The sequence below is a fragment of the Citrobacter sp. ABFQG genome (genome assembly GCF_004322975.1).
GTDB classification, from domain to species: Bacteria; Pseudomonadota; Gammaproteobacteria; order Enterobacterales; family Enterobacteriaceae; genus Citrobacter; species Citrobacter freundii.
On sequence record NZ_CP036435.1, the window covers coordinates 2,836,775 to 2,859,167 of the forward strand.

The 22,393-nt window shown below is 50.8% G+C and carries 24 protein-coding genes and 1 other annotated feature; of the genes, 16 read left to right on the plus strand and 8 right to left on the minus strand.

Features of this window, described 5'->3' with window-relative positions; translation table 11 throughout:
* Positions 1 to 11 precede the first annotated feature (11 nt).
* Complete coding sequence (gene katE, locus WN16_RS13935; protein WP_003843454.1) at positions 12 to 2,270, minus strand: catalase HPII; 2,259 nt, start codon at positions 2,268 to 2,270, stop codon at positions 12 to 14.
* 213 nt (positions 2,271 to 2,483) lie between these two features.
* Here katE and cedA point away from each other — a divergent pair, with 213 nt between their 5' ends.
* Positions 2,484 to 2,726, plus strand: coding sequence for a cell division activator CedA (cedA, locus tag WN16_RS13940; protein ID WP_229235686.1), 243 nt, complete (start codon positions 2,484 to 2,486; stop codon positions 2,724 to 2,726).
* Between the two features lie 63 nt (positions 2,727 to 2,789).
* Here the strand turns inward: cedA and tcyP are convergent, their stop codons facing one another.
* The 4 genes from tcyP to hxpB all read right to left on the minus strand — a co-directional run bounded on the left by tcyP (position 2,790) and on the right by hxpB (position 6,576).
* A complete protein-coding gene (gene tcyP / locus WN16_RS13945) occupies positions 2,790 to 4,181 on the minus strand; it encodes a cystine/sulfocysteine:cation symporter (RefSeq protein ID WP_003843455.1) in 1,392 nt (463 codons plus the stop codon).
* A 135-nt stretch (positions 4,182 to 4,316) separates the two neighbouring features.
* On the minus strand, positions 4,317 to 4,916 hold the full coding sequence (locus WN16_RS13950) for a metal-dependent hydrolase (protein WP_086551139.1): 600 nt from the start codon (positions 4,914 to 4,916) through the stop codon (positions 4,317 to 4,319).
* A gap of 83 nt (positions 4,917 to 4,999) precedes the next feature.
* A complete protein-coding gene (gene kduD, locus WN16_RS13955) occupies positions 5,000 to 5,761 on the minus strand; it encodes a 2-dehydro-3-deoxy-D-gluconate 5-dehydrogenase KduD (protein ID WP_003840907.1) in 762 nt (253 codons plus the stop codon).
* A gap of 146 nt (positions 5,762 to 5,907) precedes the next feature.
* The gene (gene hxpB, locus WN16_RS13960) at positions 5,908 to 6,576 is read right to left on the minus strand and encodes a hexitol phosphatase HxpB (protein WP_003030602.1); all 669 of its coding nucleotides are present in this window, start codon (positions 6,574 to 6,576) and stop codon (positions 5,908 to 5,910) included.
* 167 nt (positions 6,577 to 6,743) lie between these two features.
* On the opposite strand from hxpB, the gene WN16_RS13965 reads away from it, so the two are divergent.
* Complete coding sequence (locus tag WN16_RS13965) at positions 6,744 to 7,280, plus strand: YniB family protein (protein ID WP_003030600.1); 537 nt, start codon at positions 6,744 to 6,746, stop codon at positions 7,278 to 7,280.
* Between the two features lie 64 nt (positions 7,281 to 7,344).
* Here the strand turns inward: WN16_RS13965 and WN16_RS13970 are convergent, their stop codons facing one another.
* Both WN16_RS13970 and pfkB read right to left on the minus strand, forming a co-directional pair.
* Complete coding sequence (locus WN16_RS13970; protein WP_044699997.1) at positions 7,345 to 8,205, minus strand: fructosamine kinase family protein; 861 nt, start codon at positions 8,203 to 8,205, stop codon at positions 7,345 to 7,347.
* A gap of 270 nt (positions 8,206 to 8,475) precedes the next feature.
* Positions 8,476 to 9,405 carry a 6-phosphofructokinase II gene (gene pfkB / locus WN16_RS13975; RefSeq protein ID WP_044699994.1) on the minus strand — a complete coding sequence of 310 codons (930 nt, stop codon included), beginning with the start codon at positions 9,403 to 9,405 and terminating at the stop codon, positions 8,476 to 8,478.
* A 287-nt stretch (positions 9,406 to 9,692) separates the two neighbouring features.
* On the opposite strand from pfkB, the gene WN16_RS13980 reads away from it, so the two are divergent.
* Positions 9,693 to 10,451, plus strand: coding sequence for a YdiY family protein (locus WN16_RS13980; protein WP_003840911.1), 759 nt, complete (start codon positions 9,693 to 9,695; stop codon positions 10,449 to 10,451).
* A 164-nt stretch (positions 10,452 to 10,615) separates the two neighbouring features.
* On the opposite strand, the gene yniD is transcribed toward WN16_RS13980, so the two are convergent.
* Positions 10,616 to 10,723: a small membrane protein YniD gene (gene yniD, locus WN16_RS13985; protein WP_003030590.1), complete on the minus strand. Its 108-nt coding sequence runs from the start codon at positions 10,721 to 10,723 to the stop codon at positions 10,616 to 10,618.
* Positions 10,724 to 11,027: 304 nt separating this feature from the next.
* Between yniD and thrS the strand changes: the two genes are divergently transcribed.
* The 13 genes from thrS to WN16_RS14050 all read left to right on the plus strand — a co-directional run bounded on the left by thrS (position 11,028) and on the right by WN16_RS14050 (position 22,335).
* The gene (gene thrS / locus WN16_RS13990) at positions 11,028 to 12,956 is read left to right on the plus strand and encodes a threonine--tRNA ligase (protein ID WP_003832572.1); all 1,929 of its coding nucleotides are present in this window, start codon (positions 11,028 to 11,030) and stop codon (positions 12,954 to 12,956) included.
* 3 nt (positions 12,957 to 12,959) lie between these two features.
* Positions 12,960 to 13,502, plus strand: a complete 543-nt coding sequence (gene infC / locus WN16_RS13995; protein ID WP_048997935.1) for a translation initiation factor IF-3 — start codon at positions 12,960 to 12,962, stop codon at positions 13,500 to 13,502.
* A 96-nt stretch (positions 13,503 to 13,598) separates the two neighbouring features.
* Positions 13,599 to 13,796, plus strand: a complete 198-nt coding sequence (gene rpmI, locus WN16_RS14000) for a 50S ribosomal protein L35 (protein ID WP_003030583.1) — start codon at positions 13,599 to 13,601, stop codon at positions 13,794 to 13,796.
* Positions 13,797 to 13,851: 55 nt separating this feature from the next.
* Positions 13,852 to 14,208 carry a 50S ribosomal protein L20 gene (rplT, locus tag WN16_RS14005; protein WP_003030578.1) on the plus strand — a complete coding sequence of 119 codons (357 nt, stop codon included), beginning with the start codon at positions 13,852 to 13,854 and terminating at the stop codon, positions 14,206 to 14,208.
* Positions 14,209 to 14,328: 120 nt separating this feature from the next.
* Positions 14,329 to 14,453: a sequence feature (Phe leader region), on the plus strand.
* The gene (gene pheM, locus WN16_RS24435) at positions 14,334 to 14,378 is read left to right on the plus strand and encodes a pheST operon leader peptide PheM (RefSeq protein ID WP_001386830.1); all 45 of its coding nucleotides are present in this window, start codon (positions 14,334 to 14,336) and stop codon (positions 14,376 to 14,378) included. It overlaps the preceding feature by 45 nt.
* A 124-nt stretch (positions 14,454 to 14,577) precedes the next feature.
* A complete protein-coding gene (gene pheS / locus WN16_RS14015; protein WP_003832580.1) occupies positions 14,578 to 15,561 on the plus strand; it encodes a phenylalanine--tRNA ligase subunit alpha in 984 nt (327 codons plus the stop codon).
* Positions 15,562 to 15,576: 15 nt separating this feature from the next.
* A complete protein-coding gene (gene pheT / locus WN16_RS14020) occupies positions 15,577 to 17,964 on the plus strand; it encodes a phenylalanine--tRNA ligase subunit beta (RefSeq protein ID WP_003030574.1) in 2,388 nt (795 codons plus the stop codon).
* 4 nt (positions 17,965 to 17,968) lie between these two features.
* Positions 17,969 to 18,268 carry an integration host factor subunit alpha gene (gene ihfA, locus WN16_RS14025; protein ID WP_003030571.1) on the plus strand — a complete coding sequence of 100 codons (300 nt, stop codon included), beginning with the start codon at positions 17,969 to 17,971 and terminating at the stop codon, positions 18,266 to 18,268.
* A gap of 153 nt (positions 18,269 to 18,421) precedes the next feature.
* The gene (btuC, locus tag WN16_RS14030; protein ID WP_003832584.1) at positions 18,422 to 19,402 is read left to right on the plus strand and encodes a vitamin B12 ABC transporter permease BtuC; all 981 of its coding nucleotides are present in this window, start codon (positions 18,422 to 18,424) and stop codon (positions 19,400 to 19,402) included.
* 60 nt (positions 19,403 to 19,462) lie between these two features.
* A complete protein-coding gene (locus WN16_RS14035) occupies positions 19,463 to 20,014 on the plus strand; it encodes a glutathione peroxidase (RefSeq protein WP_003030569.1) in 552 nt (183 codons plus the stop codon).
* A complete protein-coding gene (btuD, locus tag WN16_RS14040; RefSeq protein ID WP_003030567.1) occupies positions 20,014 to 20,763 on the plus strand; it encodes a vitamin B12 ABC transporter ATP-binding protein BtuD in 750 nt (249 codons plus the stop codon). Before WN16_RS14035 ends, btuD begins: the two co-directional genes overlap by 1 nt.
* Before the next feature lie 77 nt (positions 20,764 to 20,840).
* On the plus strand, positions 20,841 to 21,305 hold the full coding sequence (locus WN16_RS14045) for an NlpC/P60 family protein (protein ID WP_003836644.1): 465 nt from the start codon (positions 20,841 to 20,843) through the stop codon (positions 21,303 to 21,305).
* Between the two features lie 316 nt (positions 21,306 to 21,621).
* Positions 21,622 to 22,335: an EAL domain-containing protein gene (locus WN16_RS14050; RefSeq protein WP_003836643.1), complete on the plus strand. Its 714-nt coding sequence runs from the start codon at positions 21,622 to 21,624 to the stop codon at positions 22,333 to 22,335.
* The last annotated feature ends 58 nt before the right edge of the window (positions 22,336 to 22,393 follow it).

Below are 22,393 nucleotides of genomic sequence, written 5' to 3' on the forward strand. Positions count from 1 at the left end.
GCCGCATTTTTTTAGGCCGGAATCGTGTCTATTTTTCCGGCGCGTGACCAGACGCGGTGCGCGGTCATCAGCGTCAGCAGGGTATCCATGAACTGTGTGTCTGCACTGTCCGCTTCCACCACGCCTTCTTCTCCTTCCTTTTTGATATTCAACGTTGCTTTAAACCGACGAGCATCGCCAGCCAGGGCGATAGGTTTTAAGTGTTTATACGCTTCGAGTAAGTAATATCGGGCATCTCCGTTCATTGCGATATCCGCAATATTCCCACATGGAACAATGACTGCATCGACCGTCAGGGATGGCGAACCCGCAAAGGTACCGGCGATTGTCAGAACGGAGCCATCGTCGGCAACCACATTCCCCATTCGGGAATAGAGCAGTTTGGCATGAACACCTTCGGCCTGTAGGGCTTGCATGATGGCGAGCAGATCGGCCGATTTCACCTGGTCATTAAGTAAAATGGCGACCACACGGCCCTTAATCTCACCTTGCGCACCTGCATATAAACTGAGTGACGGCGCATTTTTCAAACCGTTGACGTTGGCCGGCGGTATAATTTTGGTTTGTTCCTCAGTGAGTTCAAAACCGAGATTCCCGGCAACCGCCGTGGCGAGGGCAGTATCAATATGAGCTAACTGTTCGACCACTCTTTCTCTGATATAGGGGCGCGTAACTTTGCTAAGTTCGAAACTGAATCCGCCTATAATATGCTGCTGTTCAATTGGCGTCTGACTTAGCCAGAACAGACGAGGCTGCGCATAGTATTCGCCGAAAGAGGGGCTGCGTTCGCGGATTTTGTTTCCTTCAATCCGTTCCTGGTACGACTCAAATCCACCGCGTTTTGGCCCCGGAGGTGTTTCACGCGGCCAGTTATCATTGATGGAATTCGGTTCATAGTTGGCCGGGTTAGTATCGATGTCCATGCGATGCATGCCGTCACGCTGGAAATTATGATACGGACAGGTTGGGCGATTAATTGGGATTTCATGGAAGTTGGGCCCGCCCAGACGACTGATCTGGGTATCGGTATAGGAGAACAAGCGGCCCTGCAACAAGGGATCGTTAGTAAAATCGATGCCCGGGACGATGTGTCCGGGATGAAAAGCTACTTGCTCATTTTCGGCGAAAAAATTGTCCGGATTGCGGTTTAGCACCATTTTACCGACGAGTTGTACCGGAACCAGTTCTTCAGGTATCAATTTCGTTGGATCGAGCAGGTCAAAATCGAACTTGAATTCGTCCTCTTCAGGAATGAGCTGTAGCCCCAGTTCATATTCCGGATAATCGCCCGCTTCAATCGCCTCCCACAGATCGCGGCGATGAAAGTCGGGATCCCGACCGGTAAGTTTTTGCGCTTCATCCCATACCAGCGAAGCTTTGCCTGCCAGCGGTTTCCAGTGGAAACGGACAAAGGTGGCTTTCCCTTGCGCATTAATCAACCGAAATGTGTGAATACCAAAGCCTTCCATCGTGCGATAGCTGCGCGGAATACCCCGATCGGACATTGCCCATATGACGTTGTGCAACGTTTCAGGCTGTAATGAGACATAATCCCAGAAGGTGTCATGGGCGCTTTGGCCCTGCGGGATGGCCCAATGCGGCTCCGGTTTAACTGCATGGACGAAATCTGGGAATTTATGGGCATCCTGAATAAAGAAGATGGGAGTATTGTTTCCCACCAGGTCGAAAATGCCCTCTTCAGTGTAAAACTTGGTCGCAAATCCCCGTATATCTCTGACCGTATCCGCAGAGCCTGCGCCGCCCTGAACCGTAGAGAATCGGACAAAAACCGGGGTGATTTTATTTTCATCACTCAGAAAGTCCGCTTTCGTCGTCGCGCTGAGACTGGCATAGGGCTGAAAGTAACCGTGAGCGGCAGAACCTCGGGCATGTACGATCCTCTCCGGGATGCGTTCATGATCAAAATGGGTGATTTTTTCCCGCAGGATGAAGTCTTCCAGCAGAGTTGGCCCACGGTTTCCGGCGCGCAGAGAGTTTTGATCGTCCGCAATGCGCACGCCCTGATTGGTGGTCAGGGCAAAATCCTCGCTTCCTTTGCGAAAACTGTCCAGCGCGTTGAGTTTGTCACTTGTGACGTCAGGCGCTTTTAAGCTGCCGGATGTGGTGGGTTGCATGCCTGGTGGTGTGGGTTCAGGTGCTGGCTGATGTGAACCGTCTGCTGGCGCCAGTGAGTCAAGTCCTGGCTGGGATTCGCTGGCATCATGAACCGGCGCTGAGTGATGGAGTGGGTGCTTATCGTTCTGTGACATTAAACTCGTCTCCTGTTTTCATCGCTGAAAGGGTCGTTGTTGCTGTCAAAAACTTTAACTATAGACCACTCATTCAGCGGCGCAGGTACAGGTCGATGACGTAAAGCGCGATGAACCAGGCAAACAGCGCACGCAAGGCAGGACGTCAGGAGGCAAAATCGGCTAAGATAGCAGTTTTCTGATTTTTAGAATTTGTCTTTAGTGAAGCAACTGATTATGAAACCTCTTCGCCAACAAAATCGTCCGGTTATCAGCTATGTTCCTCGCGTGGAGCCCGCTCCACCAGAGCATGCGATTAAAATGGATGCGTTTCGTGACGTATGGATACTGCGCGGAAAATATGTCGCTTTTGTCTTAATGGGGGAGTCGTTTCAACGTTCGCCTGCATTTACGGTCCCGGAATCAGCGCAGCGCTGGGCTAATCAGGTTCGTCAGGAAAATGAACTAAGCGATTAATGGATATAAAAAAACCGCCGGAGCATGATACTCCGGCGGTTTTTTGTTTTTTAGCTGACAGACTTAGCGATGCGCCAGTTCGGCGTTATCGTCGCTGTCCAGAATAGTTTTATCGGTCTGCTTCAGCCATTGACTGGTCAGCGTACCGGCAGTCATGGAACCGCTTACGTTCAACGCAGTACGACCCATGTCGATCAGCGGTTCAACGGAGATCAACAGCGCAACCAGCGTGACCGGCAGACCCATAGCAGGCAGAACGATCAGCGCGGCAAATGTTGCACCGCCACCGACACCCGCAACCCCTGCGGAACTTACGGTCACGATACCAACCAGCGTGGCAATCCACATTGGGTCCAGCGGGTTGATTCCAACGGTCGGCGCGACCATTACTGCCAGCATTGCCGGGTACAGACCCGCACAACCATTCTGGCCAATCGTGGCGCCAAAAGAGGCGGCGAAAGAGGCGATGGATTCAGGCACGCCCAGACGACGGGTTTGCGCTTCAACGTTCAGCGGAATTGAGGCTGCGCTGGAACGGCTGGTGAAGGCGAAAGTCAGCACCGGCCATACCTTACGGAAGTATTTCAGCGGGCTAACGCCGTTAATACCCAAGAGGATCCCGTGAACCACGAACATAATGCCCAGACCGAGATAAGAGGCCACGACGAAGCTACCCAGCTTAATGATGTCCTGAAGGTTGGAACCGGCAACCACTTTGGTCATCAGCGCCAGAACACCGTACGGCGTCAACTGCATCACCAGACGAACCAGCTTCATCACCCAGCTTTGCAGGGTATCGATAGCCACCAGAACGCGCTCGCCTTTTGGTGCATCATCTTTTAGCAGTTTCAGTGCGGCTACACCCAGGAATGCTGCGAAGATAACTACGCTGATAATCGACGTCGGGTTGGCGCCAGTCAGATCGGCAAACGGGTTTTTCGGAATAAACGACAGCACCAGTTGCGGAACGCTGAGGTCAGCCACTTTGCCAACATAGTTGGTTTCAATCGCGTTCAGACGGGCCGTCTCGGCACCACCTTGCACCAGACCTTCGGCGGTCAGGCCGAACAGGTTGGTCACCAGAACCCCAACCAGTGCGGCAATCAGCGTGGTAAACAGTAGCGTTCCGATGGTCAGGAAGCTGATTTTACCTAACTGAGAGGCATTGTGCAGACGCGCAACGGCGCTGAGAATAGATGCAAATACCAGCGGCATAACAATCATCTGCAGCAACTGGACATAACCGTTGCCGACAATGTTGAACCACTGTACGGAATCTTTAAGAACCTGGCTGTCGGAACCATAAATGGTGTGCAGGGCAAGGCCGAACACGACACCCATGACCAGACCGACCAGTACTTTTTTGGCCAGACTCCACTGTTTGTGCCGGGCTTGCGCCAGCACGAACAGCAGCACTATGAACACGATAATGTTCGCGATTAAAGGAAAGTTCATCCCCGTTCTCCTGATCTTATTATGCGTATCACCGTTTAAAGGTGATTCTGTTGGCGCAAGATTAGCAGAACTGTGACATGCCTCTTATATTCAAATGGAATTGTTTATACCGAAAATGACTTTTTGGCTGATTTATTAGTCAATCTGATGCGTTATGAAACGATTGAACTGCATTTGTAGCGTATTAATCATCTGCGAAGACCAGCGTACAGCGCTGTTCTCTTGTACGGTCTGCGGCATCCAGATTGCCCATGCGAACAGTGCCATGCACAGAAACCGCTCCAGTTGGTTGCCTTTTTGCGGCACGAGAATGGGCAGACGAAAACGCCAGCGGCAGGGCCAAAGCAGGGGAACGCCCGCTGGGGTCAGCATATCGGCCAGAATATGGCTGAGATAACCGAGAACCATACCTTGTAAGGCATCAGCCGGTATTATCCAGGTGTCCGGGACTTTCAGGTAAAACGTGGTCAGCAGGGCAAAGACTGCAAGCAGGCTATGCGTAAACCCGCGATGACCAAATGCCCGGGCAATGGGTTTTGATATCCACTTCAGACGCTGCCCCAGCAGGGATTTGGGATGATCAATATCCGGCAGCAGGCACGTTAAAATGGCGGAAGGAACAATATGCCACCAGTCACCCTGCGCAAGAACGGGCGTTAGCTCGGCATTCTTGGCAAATACCGCGCAGGCAATAGAAAAAAGAAGGTGGCCTTCCGCCGTCATGATAAAACCCAATAAACTGTCGATTCATACAGTATAGGGGTTTTATACAGTAGGCGGAAGAGGTGACGTTGTAACCCTTTGTCACAAGTGCGCCATTACCGCGCCAGCCAACCGCCATCCACGGCTAGCGTATAGCCATGAATATAGTCAGAGGCGGAACTTGCGAGGAATACGACCGGGCCTTTCAGATCATTTGGCGTGCCCCAGCGCCCTGCGGGAATACGATCGATAATCTCCTGATTGCGCTCGCTGTCTGCGCGCAGCTGCTGGGTATTATTGGTCGCCATATAGCCGGGTGCGATAGCATTGACATTAATTCCTTTGGCCGCCCATTCATTGGCGAGCAGGCGAGTGATGCCCAGTACACCGCTTTTTGATGCTGTATAGGAAGGGACGCGGATTCCGCCCTGAAAAGAGAGCATCGAGGCAATGTTAATAATTTTTCCGCCATTGCCCTGAGCCAGAAACTGGCGCGCCACGGCCTGTGACAGAAAGAAAACAGATTTGAGATTCAGATTCATCACGTCATCCCAATCCTTTTCACTGAAGTCCAGCGCATCCTGACGGCGTATGGTTCCCGCATTGTTGACCAGAATATCGATCCGGCCAAACGCCGACACCGATTGTGTCACGATGCTGGTGAGAGCATCTTGTTGGCTGAGGTCGGCCTGAATAGCCATAAAACGTCGACCGAGGGCGTTAATTTTCTCTGCGGTTTCATGTGGTATTTTACGATTCACGCCGACTACATCGCAGCCCGCTTCAGCCAGCGCCACTGCCATACCCTGCCCAAGGCCGGTGTCACATCCAGTGACGATGGCTACTTTACCTTCGAGACGAAAAGCTTCCTGAATCATGCTCACCTCAACTATTTATGTCATTAACGCTTGCTCTATAGGGCAAGAATAGGAGAGGTTAAACAGAAATTCAATTAAAAATGAAACGCTGTTTTAAAAATAAGGAACTGAGAAAGCGGGCAATACGATCATTGCCAGTTACAGGATTAGCCGCGCAGATGAGCGGCAGTAAGTTCGGTGAGCGAGGTTAGTTTGACGTCGGCAAGGACGAAGCGGGGATCGTCCTGATTCTCATGTGCAGGTACCACGATGGAACGCATACGGGCGGCTTTCGAAGCAATCATGCCGTTTACCGAGTCTTCCAGTGCTACGCAGTTTAACGGGTCAATGCCCAGTTTTGTGGCGCAATCGAGATAAACCTGCGGGTGCGGTTTGCTGTAGGGCAGTTTTTCTGCAGAAGCCAACGCGTCGAAGCTGCTGCGCAGATCAAACATGGTCAGCACTTTTTCCAGCATATGCAGCGGCGAGGCGGATGCCAGTCCTACTTTGATTCCCTGAGATTTGCACAACGCCACGGCTTCACGCACACCCGGCAGCAGTGGTTTTGTTTCTTCCACTAACGCAATGGCCCGGGTGATGATGCGCTCGGTGACCTCCTGACGTGAGGGACCGTTCCACGGTTGCTGCGCAAACCACAAATCGACCACCATATCGATGCGTAAGCCAAGGGTGTCGGGAAGTTCATGGCGGCGGGAGATATCAACGCCTAAACTTGCTATCACATCCAGTTCAGCCTGATCCCAAAGCGGTTCAGAATCGACCAGTAATCCATCCATATCGAAAATTGCAGCAAGAATTTGACGCGGGGTTGACATTACAACCTCTCCTTTACGGTGATAAAAGGGATTAAGAGCCAGTCAAAACAGGCTCTGAGCGTTCATTATGGCTAATTCAGCAGTATACCGCCTTTAAAGATCAGGCGAAAACGGTTATCAGCGGGTAAACTTAGGCCAAAATGACACGTCTTTATCAAGGGGAACTCATGACGTATCAACAAGCTGGACGCATTGCCGTCTTGAAAAGGCTGGCGGGATGGGTAATTTTCATTCCCGCGCTGATTTCAACACTGGTTTCTGTACTGAAGTTTATGTATGCGCACAGCGAAAAGCAGGAGGGAATTAACGCGGTCATGCTCGATTTTGCTCACGTGATGATCGATATGATGCGGGTTAATACACCTTTTCTTAACGTGTTCTGGTATAACTCGCCAACGCCCGATTTTCAAAGTGGACTGAATCTCGTTTTTTGGCTGATATTCATCCTGATTTTTATCGGTCTGGCGTTGCAAGATTCAGGCGCCAGAATGAGCCGCCAGGCACGTTTCTTACGCGAAGGCGTTGAGGATCAGCTGATTCTGGAACAGGCAAAAGGCAGTGAAGGATTATCCCGCGAGCAACTTGAGTCGCGAATTGTGGTACCGCACCATACGATCTTCTTACAAATTTTCCCGCTTTATATTTTGCCGGTGATCGTTATCGTGATCGGCTACTTCTTCTTCTCATTGCTGGGCTTTTTGTAAGTGCCGCTCTATCGGGCCTGCCACGTTGCGAAACGGCAGGCCTGATAAGCAACGCGGTACGTAGTTAAGCAGCGAGTAATCTATCCAGCGCTTTCTGCGCCACAACCAGATGCTGTCCTCCGAACAGAATTGCTCGATTCAGCAGCGTATAGAACTGGTAGATTGGCTGCCTGTCGAGAAAGTCCAGCGGTAGTGGTGAGACAGACTGGTAACCGTCATAAATTTGCGGCGGCTGATCGATATGTAACGGCAGCATTGCCAGGTCGCACTCTCTGTCCCCCCAGTAGCAGGCAGGGTCAAAGATGTACGGACCGTTAGGACCGAGGGCGCAGTTCCCGGACCACAAATCACCGTGCAGGAGAGACGGCTGCGGCTGATGAGAAGAGAGACGTTGCTGGACATGTTCGACGATGGCATCAATATTGCCAAACGCAATGCCTTTTTCAGCGGCGAGTTCCAGTTGCCAGCCTATACGCTGCTCGGCGAAAAAGGTTGACCAGCGACGTTGCCAGGTATTGGGCTGCGGCGTGGTAGAGAGCGCGTTATCAAAGTCGAGACCAAACTGAGGCTGGTCGCTCCATTCGTGCAAATGCGCAAGCTGTTGACCGAGGATAAACGCGTTATGCGCATCAAGCGGACGGGGAGGGAGGAAATCCATCACCAGAAAGCTGTAATCTCTGTCTGCGCCTACTGCCCAGACTTTCGGTACCGATACAGTTTGACTGCGGGAAAGTAGCTCCAGCTGATCGGCTTCTGCCGTAAAGCCGGTTAACAGCTCTCTTTCATCGCATTTGACGAAAAAATCTCGCCCCGCATAGCGTAAATGCCATGCGGCGTGAATCTCTCCGCCGGGCAGTTCATTACGCAGTTCGATTTCGCCTTCACCTAATTGCTCGCTTAAAAGACGACTGATAGCCTGCCACATGATGTCTCTCCCCATGTTGTCTGCCAGATCATAAGGTTAGCGCAAGAATGCGGTTAAAAAACACGAACTGACGCACACCACGGACGCGTCATCGCTGGAAAGGCACTTAATGTTTGTCGCTCTTTTTCACCCCGTACCGTTGTGGAGACGTCTGACTGCACATGATTCACTTCTTTGTAATCACGTGATTTTTTATCATAGTCGCATAACACCCATGCTGACAGTTTTACGCGAGAATCCCCCTTTCTCTTCAAAAGAGGGACGGTGTCATTACTGAGTGAGATACGAATTAATTTTTTGCGTGTCGTCCAAAGAGCACAGGCGCGTACCCTGATTTAGCGTTGCAGCGCTACCTGCGGCGACGCCGTAACGGACAATATCCTCAAAAGGTGCATTCTCAGCCAGTTTAAGCGTCATGGCCCCGACCATACTGTCGCCCGCGCCTACGGTGCTTTGACTTTTCACCGGTGGCGGAACCACCTGAACGCAGGTATCTCGATCTACGCCCAGCGCCCCTTGCGGCCCAAGCGAGACCACAACGCGGTGCGCTTTTCCACTATGTACGATTTCCTGTGCGGCCTTGCGCACATCATCGGGCTGTGTCAGTTCTCGATTTACCAGCGCACTCAGTTCTTTGAGGTTAGGTTTAACCAGTTCGATATTGCCGATGGCTAACGCCGCCGTCAGTGCTTCACCTGAACTGTCGACAATACAGCGGATCCCCTGTTTTTGTGCGGTGGTAATCAGTCGGGTCAACTTCTCAAGCTGTACGCCGGGCGGCAAACTACCGCTGATGACCAGCAATGCACCAGATTCAATTTCCAGCACCTGATCCTGAAGTTGGTAGAACTCGTCATCGGTCAGCGCAGCGCCAGGCATGACAAAACGATACTGTTCGCCGCTGGACTCAACGTGGACATGAAGATTTTGTCGGGTCCAATCTTTGGCTTCGACAGTGGATACGGGAACATTTTCGTCGGCGAGCAATGCAACAAGATGCTCTCCGGTTGCACCCCCCGCGGGGAAAATCGCCGTTGCGGTTCCGCCAAGATGGGCAATTGCGCGAGCGACGTTGATGCCGCCACCGCCGGGTTCAAAAACTGGCGAGGTACAACGAAGCTTACCTTCCGGGTAAATTTGCGGGGTGATTGTTGCGCTATCGAGAGAGGGCGCAAGTGTTAACGTATAGATACGTACCATCTTTACCTCCTGTTAGGCTGTCCTCAGTCTGGCACTTAACCTCCCGAAAGTGAAGTAATTAACAACATGATTTTTCATATCTTTATTTAAAATTATCGTCATAAAGTTATATAAATAAAATAAAGGTTTAGGAACGCTCTTATTCAAAAAATGAAATAAGAATTTATTGCTATGTTATTCGAGTCTTTTTATAATTTGTTACCTTTCAAGGGTCTTTTGTCATTGATCCATATGAAAGTTTCCGAGACCGTAATGGTCTCTTTTTTTGTTGTACGGACTCTTAATAAATGAAGCTTTTGAAGACAGTGCCCGCAGCATTACTGCTGACGGGAGGCCTGCTTGCGTCAATGCATGCTGCCGCCGATGATTCCGTTTTTACTGTCATGGATGACCCTTCCAGCGCGAAAAAACCCTTTGAAGGTAACCTGAACGCGGGATATCTCGCCCAGTCAGGCAACACAAAAAGTTCTTCTTTAACCGCAGATACCACCATGACCTGGTACGGCCAAACGACCGCATGGTCTCTGTGGGGAAATGCCAGTAATACCTCCTCAAATGATGAGCGTTCATCGGAGAAATATGCCGTAGGTGGCCGTAGTCGTTACAACATGACCGACTATGACTATCTCTTTGGACAGGCAAGCTGGTTGACCGACCGCTACAACGGCTACCGCGAGCGTGATGTGCTGACCGCGGGTTATGGTCGTCAGTTCCTCAACGGGCCTGTGCACAGCTTCCGTTTCGAATTCGGTCCTGGCGTGCGCTATGACGAGCACACGGATGGCACCACCGAAACACAGCCGCTGGGCTATGCGTCCGGGGCCTACGCATGGCAGATGACGGACAATACCAAGTTTACTCAGGGTGTGTCGGTATTCGGCGCTGACGATACCACACTCAACTCTGAAACTGCCCTGAACGTTGCCATCAACGAACACTTTGGGTTAAAGGTGGCTTACAACGTGACCTGGAACTCTGAACCACCGGCAACAGCGCCGGAGCATACCGATCGCCGCACGACAGTTTCTCTCGGTTATCGGATGTAGTGACAAGCCGGGTCAAATAAATGGCCTGGCTTTTCTAAATTAAAGTTAAGTTTATTTAATATTTAATTTGCGTTTTATTTTTCTACCTGGCCATAACGCGTTATTTTCAGACGAATTCGATTAATCGATAAATAAACGAAATCGGAACAGCGGGTGAGCGTCATTTAGCCCCAGATCATCGCAGCCCAGCGCAGCATCAACATGGCCGCACAAATAACGAGCAGAATCACAACCATCTTCCAGTGTTTCTTCGCAAAGCGATTTGTGGGCATTGTTTTTTTCCTGCTCAGGTTAGATGACTTTGTGCAAGTGTAACAAAGATGGTTGGGTGTCAGTGAATTGATTTACATCATAGAGCGCGCGTTGATTGCTGCTTTGATCGACCCGTAATGCCGTGTACACTGTCAAACGGTGTTATCAAAAAGCGGGTGTAGGTCCAGTGTGGTCTTTAAGGCGACCAGTGACATATTTCGCAGAGTGAAGCGGGAATCAGCCCACACCTTTTTGATAATTTTAAATATTGAATCTTTGTATGTGATCTTACGTGTGGGTCACCACTGCAAATAAGGATATAACATGCCTGTTATTACTCTTCCTGATGGCAGCCAACGCCATTACGACCACGCTGTAAGCCCCATGGATGTTGCGCTGGACATCGGTCCAGGCCTGGCGAAAGCCACTATTGCTGGCCGTGTTGACGGTGAGCTGGTAGATGCTTCCGATCTGATTGAGCATGATGCGAAGCTCTCCATCATCACCGCGAAGGATGAAGAAGGTCTGGAGATCATTCGTCACTCCTGTGCGCACCTGTTAGGGCACGCGATCAAACAACTCTGGCCGCACACCAAAATGGCGATCGGACCGGTTGTTGATAACGGTTTTTACTACGATATCGATCTTGACCGTACGTTAACCCAGGAAGACGTCGACGCGCTTGAGAAGCGGATGCACGAGCTCGCTGAGAAAAACTACGATGTCATTAAGAAGAAAGTCAGCTGGTACGAAGCGCGTGAAACCTTCGTGAAGCGTGGCGAGACCTATAAAGTCTCCATTCTTGATGAAAACATTGCCCATGATGACAAGCCTGGCTTGTACCATCATGAAGAATATGTCGATATGTGCCGTGGCCCGCACGTGCCGAATATGCGTTTCTGCCATCACTTCAAACTGATGAAGACCGCTGGGGCATACTGGCGTGGCGACAGCAATAACAAGATGCTGCAGCGTATTTATGGTACTGCATGGGCAGATAAAAAAGCCCTGAATGCCTACCTGCAACGTCTGGAAGAAGCGGCCAAACGCGACCACCGTAAAATCGGCAAGCAGCTTGACCTGTATCACATGCAGGAAGAAGCGCCGGGTATGGTGTTCTGGCACAACGATGGCTGGACTATCTTCCGTGAACTGGAAGTCTTTGTTCGCTCAAAACTGAAAGAATACCAGTATCAGGAAGTGAAAGGTCCGTTCATGATGGACCGCGTGCTGTGGGAAAAAACAGGTCACTGGGACAACTACAAAGATGCGATGTTCACCACCTCTTCTGAGAACCGTGAATACTGCATTAAGCCAATGAACTGCCCTGGCCACGTACAGATCTTTAATCAGGGTCTGAAATCCTATCGCGATCTGCCGCTGCGTATGGCTGAGTTTGGTAGCTGCCACCGTAATGAACCGTCAGGTGCGCTGCATGGACTGATGCGTGTTCGTGGCTTCACTCAAGATGATGCGCATATCTTCTGTACTGAAGAGCAGATTCGTGATGAAGTTAACGCGTGCATTCGTATGGTCTACGATATGTACAGCACCTTTGGCTTCGAGAAAATCGTCGTCAAACTGTCCACTCGCCCCGAAAAACGTATCGGTAGCGATGAAATGTGGGACCGTGCTGAAGCTGACCTGGCCGTTGCGCTGGAAGAAAACAACATCCCGTTTGAGTTCCAACTGGGTGAGGGCGCGTTCTACGGTCCGAAAATTGAATTTACCCTGTATGACTGCCTCGATCGTGCATGGCAGTGCGGTACTGTACAGCTGGACTTCTCCCTGCCGTCCCGTTTAAGCGCCTCTTACGTTGGCGAAAACAACGAACGTCAGGTGCCGGTTATGATTCACCGTGCAATTCTTGGGTCGATGGAACGTTTCATCGGTATCCTGACCGAAGAGTTCGCTGGCTTCTTCCCGACCTGGCTTGCGCCGGTTCAGGTTGTGGTCATGAACATCACCGATTCTCAGTCTGAATACGTTAACGAATTAACGCAGAAACTACAAAATGCGGGTATTCGTGTAAAAGCAGACTTGAGAAATGAGAAGATTGGCTTTAAAATCCGCGAGCACACTTTACGTCGTGTCCCTTACATGTTGGTCTGTGGCGACAAAGAGGTAGAAGCAGGCAAAGTTGCCGTGCGCACCCGTCGTGGCAAAGACTTGGGCAGCCTGGACGTAAATGAAGTGATTGAGAAGCTGCAACAAGAGATTCGCAGCCGCAGTCTTCAACAACTGGAGGAATAAGGTATTAAAGGCGGAAAACGAGTTCAAACGGCACGTCCGAATCGTATCAATGGCGAGATTCGCGCCCTGGAAGTTCGCTTAACAGGTCTGGAAGGCGAAGCTTTGGGTATTGTGAGTCTGAGAGAAGCGATCGAAAAAGCTGAAGAAGCTGGAGTAGATTTAGTTGAAATCAGCCCTAACGCCGAACCGCCAGTTTGTCGTATTATGGACTACGGCAAGTTCCTTTATGAAAAGAGTAAGTCTTCTAAGGAACAGAAGAAAAAGCAAAAAGTTATCCAGGTTAAGGAAATTAAATTCCGTCCTGGCACCGACGATGGCGATTACCAGGTAAAACTCCGCAGCCTGGTACGCTTTCTGGAAGATGGCGATAAGGCTAAGATCACGCTGCGTTTTCGCGGTCGTGAGATGGCCCACCAACAGATCGGTATGGAAGTGCTCAACCGCGTCCGTGACGATCTGAGTGAACTGGCAGTAGTCGAATCCTTCCCTACGAAGATCGAAGGCCGCCAGATGATCATGGTGCTCGCTCCTAAGAAGAAACAGTAAGGCCTTCAAGTAGCAATGTCTGTGGAGCCTACGGGTTCCACAGCCGTTGTTCGCCTACGTTTCGTTTATTAACAATGCGAAGTGGAAGTTATTAAAATGCCAAAAATTAAGACCGTACGCGGTGCTGCTAAGCGTTTCAAAAAAACCGGTGGTGGTGGATTTAAGCGTAAGCACGCAAACCTGCGTCATATTCTGACCAAAAAATCTACTAAGCGTAAACGTCACCTGCGTCCAAAAGGCCTCGTGTCTAAAGGCGATCTGGGTCTGGTTATCGCGTGCCTGCCGTACGCATAAGCCGTTAACGTTTAATTCATTTTTTTACTAAGAATATAGATACAGGAGAGCACATATGGCTCGCGTAAAACGTGGTGTAGTTGCCCGTGCACGTCACAAGAAAATTTTGAAACAAGCTAAAGGCTACTACGGTGCGCGTTCTCGCGTATACCGCGTTGCCTTCCAGGCTGTTATCAAAGCTGGTCAGTACGCTTATCGTGACCGTCGTCAGAAAAAGCGTCAGTTCCGTCAACTGTGGATTGCGCGTATCAACGCAGCAGCACGTCAGAACGGTATTTCTTACAGCAAATTCATCAACGGCCTGAAAAAAGCCTCTGTTGAAATCGACCGTAAGATCCTGGCTGACATCGCAGTATTCGACAAAGTAGCGTTCACCGCTCTGGTCGAAAAAGCGAAAGCAGCTCTGGCATAAGCCGGTGAAAAGAGGGAGCCTGGCTCCCTCTCTTTTATTTGCAGTACAATCAATTAGTTGACAATTTATCCGTAAGCCTTTTCAATAAAGGTTGTCCGGTTTTTACCACACAAGGTAACGCAAGCATGAATGCTGCTATTTTCCGCTTCTTCTTTTACTTTAGCACCTGAAATCAGGAGGCTTGCGCGTGAAAGAAGAAACGGAAAACAGCGCCTAAAAGCCTCCCTGGTGGAGGCTTTTTTTATACGCGTCATCCTTCAAGTTGTCTCTGTATTGGCTGCATTCGCTCTTTTGCTGCGTTGATACAACTTGAATGATTTTGCGTATATATGAGCGACTAGTGAATATCGCAACATAACGAGGAAAACCATGTCACATCTCGCAGAGCTGGTTGCCAGTGCAACGGCCGCCATTAACCAGGCTTCAGATGTTGCCGCGTTAGACAATGTCCGCGTCGAATATTTGGGCAAGAAAGGGCACCTGACCCTTCAGATGACAACCCTGCGCGAACTGCCGCCAGAAGAGCGCCCGGCAGCAGGTGCGGTGATAAACGAAGCCAAAGAGCAGGTGCAGCAAGCGCTGAACGCGCGTAAGGCCGAATTAGAAAGTGCTGCCCTGAATGCTCGTCTGGCAGAAGAAACTATCGATATCTCCCTGCCAGGGCGTCGTATCGAAAACGGCGGTCTGCATCCTGTAACGCGTACAATTGACAGGATTGAAAGTTTCTTTGGTGAGCTGGGCTTTACCGTGGCGACTGGTCCGGAAATCGAAGATGACTATCATAACTTCGATGCGCTGAACATTCCTGGCCATCATCCGGCGCGCGCTGACCACGACACTTTCTGGTTTGACGCGACGCGTTTGCTGCGTACGCAGACTTCCGGCGTGCAGATCCGCACCATGAAGGAAAAACAGCCGCCGATCCGTATTATCGCCCCGGGCCGTGTATATCGTAACGATTACGATCAGACTCACACCCCGATGTTCCATCAGATGGAAGGGCTGATTGTTGATACCAACATCAACTTCACCAACCTGAAAGGCACGCTGCACGATTTCCTGCGTAACTTCTTTGAAGAAGACCTGCAGGTTCGTTTCCGTCCTTCCTACTTCCCGTTCACTGAACCTTCTGCGGAAGTAGACGTGATGGGCAAAAACGGTAAGTGGCTGGAAGTACTGGGTTGCGGGATGGTTCACCCGAACGTGCTGCGTAATGTTGGCATCGATCCGGAAATCTACTCGGGCTTTGCATTTGGTATGGGGATGGAGCGTCTGACCATGCTGCGTTACGGTGTTACCGATCTGCGTTCTTTCTTCGAAAACGATCTGCGTTTCCTCAAACAGTTTAAATAAAGGCAGGATAAAACAATGAAATTCAGTGAACTGTGGTTACGCGAATGGGTAAACCCGGCGATTGATAGCGATGCTCTGTCAAACCAAATCACAATGGCAGGTCTGGAAGTTGACGGTGTGGAACCTGTTTCCGGCGCGTTCAACGGCGTTGTGGTGGGTGAAGTGGTTGAATGTGGCCAGCACCCGAACGCTGACAAACTGCGTGTCACCAAAGTGAATGTAGGCGGCGACCGTCTGCTGGATATCGTCTGCGGTGCGCCAAACTGCCGTCAGGGGTTGAAAGTGGCTGTGGCAACCGTTGGTGCCGTTCTGCCGGGCGATTTCAAAATCAAAGCCGCGAAACTGCGCGGTGAGCCGTCTGAAGGTATGCTGTGCTCATTCTCTGAGCTGGGTATTTCCGACGATCATAACGGGATTATCGAACTGCCGGCCGATGCGCCAATTGGCACCGATATCCGTGAATACCTGAAGCTTGACGACAACACTATCGAAATCAGCGTCACGCCGAACCGCGCCGACTGCTTAGGCATTATCGGTGTCGCACGTGATGTTGCTGTGCTGAATAAAGCTCCGCTGGTTGAGCCGGAAATCGCGCCTGTAGCGGCAACCATTAGCGACGTCCTGCCGATTCAGGTCGAAGCCGTGGAAGCCTGTCCACGCTATCTGGGCCGCGTGGTTAAAGGCATCAATGTTAAAGCGCCGACCCCGCTGTGGATGAAAGAAAAACTGCGTCGTTGCGGTATTCGTTCAATCGATGCCGTGGTTGACGTGACTAACTATGTGCTGCTCGAACTGGGCCAGCCGATGCACGCATTCGACAAAGACCGCATTGAAGGCGGAATTGTTGTCCGTATGGCAAAAGAGGGTGAGACCCTGGTATTGCTGGATGGCAGCGAAGCGAAGCTGAATGCGGATACGCTGGTGATTGCGGACCATAACAAAGCGCTGGCGATGGGCGGCATCTTTGGTGGCGAACATTCCGGCGTGAATGATGAAACGCAAAACGTCCTGCTGGAATGTGCATTCTTCAGCCCGCTGTCTATTACCGGTCGCGCACGTCGTCACGGTCTGCACACCGATGCTTCTCACCGCTATGAGCGTGGTGTTGATCCGGCTCTGCAACATAAGGCCATGGAACGTGCAACGCGCCTGCTGATCGATATCTGCGGCGGTGAAGCGGGTCCAGTCATTGACGTGACGAACGAAGACACGCTGCCAAAACGCGCAACCATTACGCTTCGTCGTAGCAAACTGGATCGTCTGATCGGACACCATATTGCGGATGAGCAGGTGAGCGACATTCTGCGTCGTCTGGGTTGTGACGTGACGGAAGGGCAGGATGAGTGGAAAGCGGTCGCGCCGAGCTGGCGTTTCGATATGGAAATCGAAGAAGACCTGGTCGAAGAAGTCGCCCGCGTATACGGTTATGACAATATCCCGAACACGCCGATTCAGGCGGGTCTTATCATGGGTACGCATCGTGAAGCGGATTTGTCGCTGAAACGTGTAAAAACCATGCTGAATGACAAAGGCTACCAGGAAGTAATTACCTACAGCTTCGTCGACCCGAAAGTCCAGTCGCTGCTGCACCCGGGTGAAGAAGCGCTGCTGCTGCCAAGCCCAATTTCTATTGATATGTCGGCTATGCGTTTGTCCCTGTGGACCGGCTTGCTGTCTACGGTAGTGTATAACCAGAACCGTCAGCAGAACCGCGTACGTATTTTTGAAACGGGTTTACGTTTCGTACCGGATACACAGGCCAATCTCGGGATCCGTCAGGATCTGATGCTGGCGGGCGTGATCTGCGGTAACCGTCATGATGAACACTGGAATCTGGCAAAAGAGACCGTTGATTTCTATGATCTGAAAGGCGATCTGGAAGCGGTTCTCGACCTGACCGGCAAACTGGCAGACATTCAGTTCAAAGCTGAAGCGAATCCAGCACTGCATCCGGGTCAGTCTGCAGCGATTTATCTGAAAGGTGAACGTATTGGTTTCATTGGGGTTGTTCATCCTGAACTGGAACGTAAACTGGATCTGAACGGTCGCACTCTGGTGTTTGAACTGGAGTGGAATAAGCTCGCAGACCGCGTGGTGCCTCAGGCGCGTGAAGTTTCTCGCTTCCCGGCGAACCGTCGCGACATCGCGGTTGTTGTGGCCGAAAACGTTCCCGCTGCGGATATTTTATCCGAGTGTAAGAAAGTTGGCGTAAATCAGGTAGTTGGCGTAAACTTATTTGACGTGTACCGCGGTAAGGGTGTTGCGGAGGGTTATAAGAGCCTCGCTATCAGCCTGATCCTTCAGGATACCAGCCGTACACTTGAAGAAGAGGAGATTGCCGCTACCGTCGCCAAATGTGTAGAGGCATTAAAAGAGCGATTCCAGGCATCATTGAGGGATTGAACCTATGGCGCTTACAAAAGCTGAAATGTCAGAATATCTGTTTGATAAGCTTGGGCTTAGCAAGCGGGATGCCAAAGAACTGGTCGAGCTGTTTTTCGAAGAGATCCGTCGTGCTCTGGAAAATGGTGAGCAGGTAAAACTCTCTGGTTTTGGTAACTTCGATCTGCGTGATAAGAATCAACGTCCGGGCCGTAACCCGAAAACGGGCGAAGATATTCCCATTACAGCACGGCGCGTGGTGACCTTCAGACCCGGACAGAAGTTAAAAAGCCGGGTCGAAAACGCAACGCCCAAAGAAGAGTGATTTAACGATCCGTTAAGTCACTTGCTCTGCCATCAAAGCGGCAGCGCAAACCATGATATATAACTAAAAAGGCCGCTCTGCGGCCTTTTTCCTTTTCACTACCGAATCAGCACCGTAGAATCACCTTCATCTCTTTTCAGCAGAATGGAAAACATGCTGACTTTCGCCCATCAACAGCAGCGTCGAAATGTGCGCTGGATACTGTCACTGTCAGTACTTATGCTACTGGCAACGATTCTAAGCTTGTGCGCAGGAGAACAATGGATCGCTCCCGGCGACTGGTTCAGCGCCCGCGGCGATCTATTCGTCTGGCAAATCCGACTTCCCCGTACCCTTGCCGTTTTGCTGGTAGGCGCTGCGTTGGCCTTATCAGGCGCAGTGATGCAAGCTCTCTTTGAAAATCCGCTCGCCGAGCCGGGATTATTAGGCGTGTCTAACGGCGCGGGAGTCGGGCTCATCGCGGCGGTGCTGCTGGGGCAGGGGCAACTTCCCGGCTGGGCATTGGGCCTTTGCGCCATTGCCGGGGCGCTGATTATCACGCTCATACTGCTACGTTTCGCCCGCCGCCATTTGTCTACCAGCCGTCTGCTGCTGGCAGGGGTGGCGCTGGGGATTATCTGTAGCGCGCTGATGACATGGGCCATCTACTTCTCCACCTCATTTGACTTACGACAGCTGATGTACTGGATGATGGGGGGCTTCGGTGGCGTAGACTGGCATCAGGCCTGGCTCATGGTGGCGTTGATTCCGGTACTGGTGTGGATCTGCTGTCAGTCGCAGCCGATGAATATGCTGGCATTAGGAGAGACGTCTGCTCGTCAGCTGGGGCTGCCACTATGGTTCTGGCGCAACCTGCTGGTGGTCGCCACGGGCTGGATGGTCGGCGTGAGCGTGGCTCTGGCAGGGGCGATTGGTTTTATTGGGCTTGTGATACCGCATATTTTGCGACTGTGCGGCCTCACCGATCACCGTGTTTTATTGCCAGGTTGTGCGTTGGCTGGTGCAATCGCATTACTGTTTGCTGATGTTGTCGCGCGTCTGGTGCTGGCCTCGGCTGAGTTACCTATCGGCGTGGTGACGGCCACCATGGGCGCACCGGTATTTATCTGGCTATTGTTAAAAGCCGCGCGCTAGAACGCGTTGGTTCGGTCTATGATTAAAAACTGAAAATCCACCTGTTGTTCTGGAGATGCTATGCAAAACACTATCCTTGATACAGAAGTGACGACCATCGACGGCGAGGTTACCTCACTGCAGCCGTATTCCGGAAATGTGCTGTTAATCGTCAACGTTGCTTCAAAATGTGGACTGACGCCGCAGTACGAGCAACTGGAGAATCTGCAGAAAACCTGGCACCAACAGGGCTTCAGCGTTCTTGGTTTCCCTTGCAATCAGTTTCTGGGCCAGGAGCCGGGCAGCGAAGAGGAAATAAAAACGTACTGCAGTACCACCTGGGGCGTAACTTTCCCGATGTTCAGCAAAATTGACGTCAACGGCGAGGGACGCCATCCGCTGTATCAGAAGCTGATTGATGCCGCACCAACGGCCGTTGCACCTGCGGACAGTGGGTTCTATGAGCGAATGGCGAGCAAAGGTCGTGCGCCGCTCTACCCGGACGATATTCTGTGGAATTTCGAGAAGTTTTTAGTGGGTCGCGATGGAAAAGTGCTGCAACGATTCTCACCGGATATGACGCCTGAGGATCCCATTCTGGTGCAAACCATCAAGCAGGCGCTGGCAAACTAATGTCTCGATTGATGCAGCTACAGGACGTCGCGGAATCGACCCGTCTTGGCCCGCTTTCTGGTGAGATAAAAGCAGGAGAGATCCTGCATTTAGTGGGACCAAACGGTGCCGGAAAAAGTACGCTGTTGGCGCGTATGGCGGGTCTGACGAACGGAGAGGGCAGCATCACTTTTGGTGATATGCCGTTGGAGGAATGGCCGGCTGCCAGGCTGGCGCAATATCGTGCCTATCTTGCGCAACAGCAAAATCCCCCGTTTGCGATGCCGGTCTGGCATTTTCTGACGCTGCATCAACCCGACAAAGCACGTACCGATCTGTTACAGGAGGTCGCCGATGCGCTCGGCCTGGGAGATAAACTGGGGCGCGGCGTGAACCAACTCTCCGGCGGTGAGTGGCAGCGTGTGCGCCTGGCTGCGGTTATTCTGCAGATTTGCCCACAAGCGAATCCATTAGGTCAGCTTTTACTCCTGGATGAGCCGATGAACAGTCTGGACGTCGCGCAACAAAACGCACTGGATCGATTGTTGAGTCAGCTGTGTTTGCAGGGCATAGCGATTGTGATGAGTAGTCACGACCTTAATCACACCTTACGCCATGCGCATAAAGCCTGGCTACTCAAACGTGGGAAACTGCTTGCCAGTGGTTCTCGAGATGCGGTACTGACGCCGGCCAATCTGTCTGCGGCCTATGGTGTCAACTTCCGACGTTTGGATATTGAAGGGCATAGAATGCTCATATCAACCACTTAAGTTAAATGGGTTCTTGAAAATCATATAATTTCCACGCTAAATTGGTATAAAAATAAAATTCAGAGGATTCGTACTGAATGCGCTTTTGGCTCCTTTTAATCACAGCATTGTTTTTGGCGGGCTGCAGCAGCCATCGTGCGCCTGCGCCAAATGCCCGCTTGTCGGATTCAATCGCCGTTATTGCCGGTCTTAATGATCAGCTACAAACCTGGCATGGCACACCCTATCGTTATGGTGGTATGAGTCGTAGCGGGGTGGATTGTTCTGGATTTGTTTTGATGACGATGCGCGATAAATTCGATCTGCAACTCCCACGCGATACGCGTACGCAATCAAAGATTGGTACCGAAATTGATAAAGACGATTTGCTGCCCGGCGATCTGGTTTTCTTTAAAACCGGGTCTGGTGAAAGCGGTCTGCATGTCGGTATTTACGATACCAATAATCAATTTATTCATGCTTCAACCAGCCGTGGAGTGATGCGCTCGTCTCTGGATAACGTTTACTGGCGTAAAAACTTTTGGCAGGCGCGACGTATTTAATCCTCACAACTCCGAGGCTGCCATCGAGTGGCAGCATCGACATCACCGTTTGAAAGTTAACTTTTATTTCTGCTTTTGGTTAGACAATACCCATGAACATTAAGAGCGTATCTTGCTAAAAATATGATTTATTCCGAGATATTAAAAAGTGCAAAGCTGGATATTCGCTTATAATCAGGATAAGCTAAAAAAAAGGATTCGATTTACCGGCTAAAAAGGGAAAAATGAAAGGGCCTCTACTTGCATCAGCAGTAACGTATTTCTTCATCCTTTGCTACAGGATGCCGGATAACACCCATGCAGCGGGGCTGGCACGATGATTGTTTCACTGGATAATCTTTACCATTCTGAGTTCTCTTTTCTTCCTGCGAGAAGCGAAAAAGGCGATCTTGAATTCGTCGACATCATCACCAATTTCGCCAGTGCACATGGGGATGTGCGTATACCCACCGAGCTGGTCCTACCTCGGATGTCAGACGACGAACAATGTCGTTTATTTGTAGAAAAACTAGAATTAATCGAAACGTGCCAACATTTTTTTATTCAGCGAAAAGTATTTGCCTGGATTAATTTAACGCCAGCAATTGCTAATACTTTATTATCAGATACTGAACTTGCTTCACAAGTTGAACGATTTTCATTTCTGGAGCTGACTATTAATGAAAGCTATCCGGAGTTAAACAAAGGTAAAGATAATCCAACATTGGCCGCACTTGCTGCGCGATTTCCATTAGTCCTGACAAACTATGGTGCTGGCGGTATATCAACCCGGGCAATTTTTGACGGCCTGTTCAAACGCGTCGTTCTGGATAAAAACTTTGTTCAACAAAGGATTGCACATATTTCGTTTGAGCCGTTTATGCGGGCTATTCTGGCGCAACTATCTCCCAGTTGTGAGTCAATAATCATTAGCGGAATTGATACACAAGAGATGCTGGAGCGTGTTTTGCCTGTGGGATTCAGTGCCATGCAGGGAGGATTGTGGCCTGCAGTGCCTCCTGCGCAGATAATTTCGCTTGCTAAGATATAACCCTTTTATTTGCTGGTGTTTAACAGGCTATTAACAGTCTACACTAGAGGCAGGAGGC

Coding starts and splice junctions, on each gene's coding strand:
- pfkB (WP_044699994.1), bottom strand. CDS start 9,405: ATGGTACGTATCTATACGTTAACACTTGCGCCCTCTCTCGATAGCGCA.
- yniD (WP_003030590.1), bottom strand. CDS start 10,723: ATGCCCACAAATCGCTTTGCGAAGAAACACTGGAAGATGGTTGTGATT.
- pheS (WP_003832580.1), top strand. CDS start 14,578: ATGTCACATCTCGCAGAGCTGGTTGCCAGTGCAACGGCCGCCATTAAC.
- WN16_RS14035 (WP_003030569.1), top strand. CDS start 19,463: ATGCAAAACACTATCCTTGATACAGAAGTGACGACCATCGACGGCGAG.
- kduD (WP_003840907.1), bottom strand. CDS start 5,761: ATGATTCAGGAAGCTTTTCGTCTCGAAGGTAAAGTAGCCATCGTCACT.
- thrS (WP_003832572.1), top strand. CDS start 11,028: ATGCCTGTTATTACTCTTCCTGATGGCAGCCAACGCCATTACGACCAC.
- WN16_RS14050 (WP_003836643.1), top strand. CDS start 21,622: ATGATTGTTTCACTGGATAATCTTTACCATTCTGAGTTCTCTTTTCTT.
- rpmI (WP_003030583.1), top strand. CDS start 13,599: ATGCCAAAAATTAAGACCGTACGCGGTGCTGCTAAGCGTTTCAAAAAA.
- WN16_RS13965 (WP_003030600.1), top strand. CDS start 6,744: ATGACGTATCAACAAGCTGGACGCATTGCCGTCTTGAAAAGGCTGGCG.
- WN16_RS13980 (WP_003840911.1), top strand. CDS start 9,693: ATGAAGCTTTTGAAGACAGTGCCCGCAGCATTACTGCTGACGGGAGGC.
- tcyP (WP_003843455.1), bottom strand. CDS start 4,181: ATGAACTTTCCTTTAATCGCGAACATTATCGTGTTCATAGTGCTGCTG.
- ihfA (WP_003030571.1), top strand. CDS start 17,969: ATGGCGCTTACAAAAGCTGAAATGTCAGAATATCTGTTTGATAAGCTT.
- WN16_RS14045 (WP_003836644.1), top strand. CDS start 20,841: ATGCGCTTTTGGCTCCTTTTAATCACAGCATTGTTTTTGGCGGGCTGC.
- WN16_RS13970 (WP_044699997.1), bottom strand. CDS start 8,205: ATGTGGCAGGCTATCAGTCGTCTTTTAAGCGAGCAATTAGGTGAAGGC.
- pheT (WP_003030574.1), top strand. CDS start 15,577: ATGAAATTCAGTGAACTGTGGTTACGCGAATGGGTAAACCCGGCGATT.
- btuD (WP_003030567.1), top strand. CDS start 20,014: ATGTCTCGATTGATGCAGCTACAGGACGTCGCGGAATCGACCCGTCTT.
- katE (WP_003843454.1), bottom strand. CDS start 2,270: ATGTCACAGAACGATAAGCACCCACTCCATCACTCAGCGCCGGTTCAT.
- hxpB (WP_003030602.1), bottom strand. CDS start 6,576: ATGTCAACCCCGCGTCAAATTCTTGCTGCAATTTTCGATATGGATGGA.
- rplT (WP_003030578.1), top strand. CDS start 13,852: ATGGCTCGCGTAAAACGTGGTGTAGTTGCCCGTGCACGTCACAAGAAA.
- btuC (WP_003832584.1), top strand. CDS start 18,422: ATGCTGACTTTCGCCCATCAACAGCAGCGTCGAAATGTGCGCTGGATA.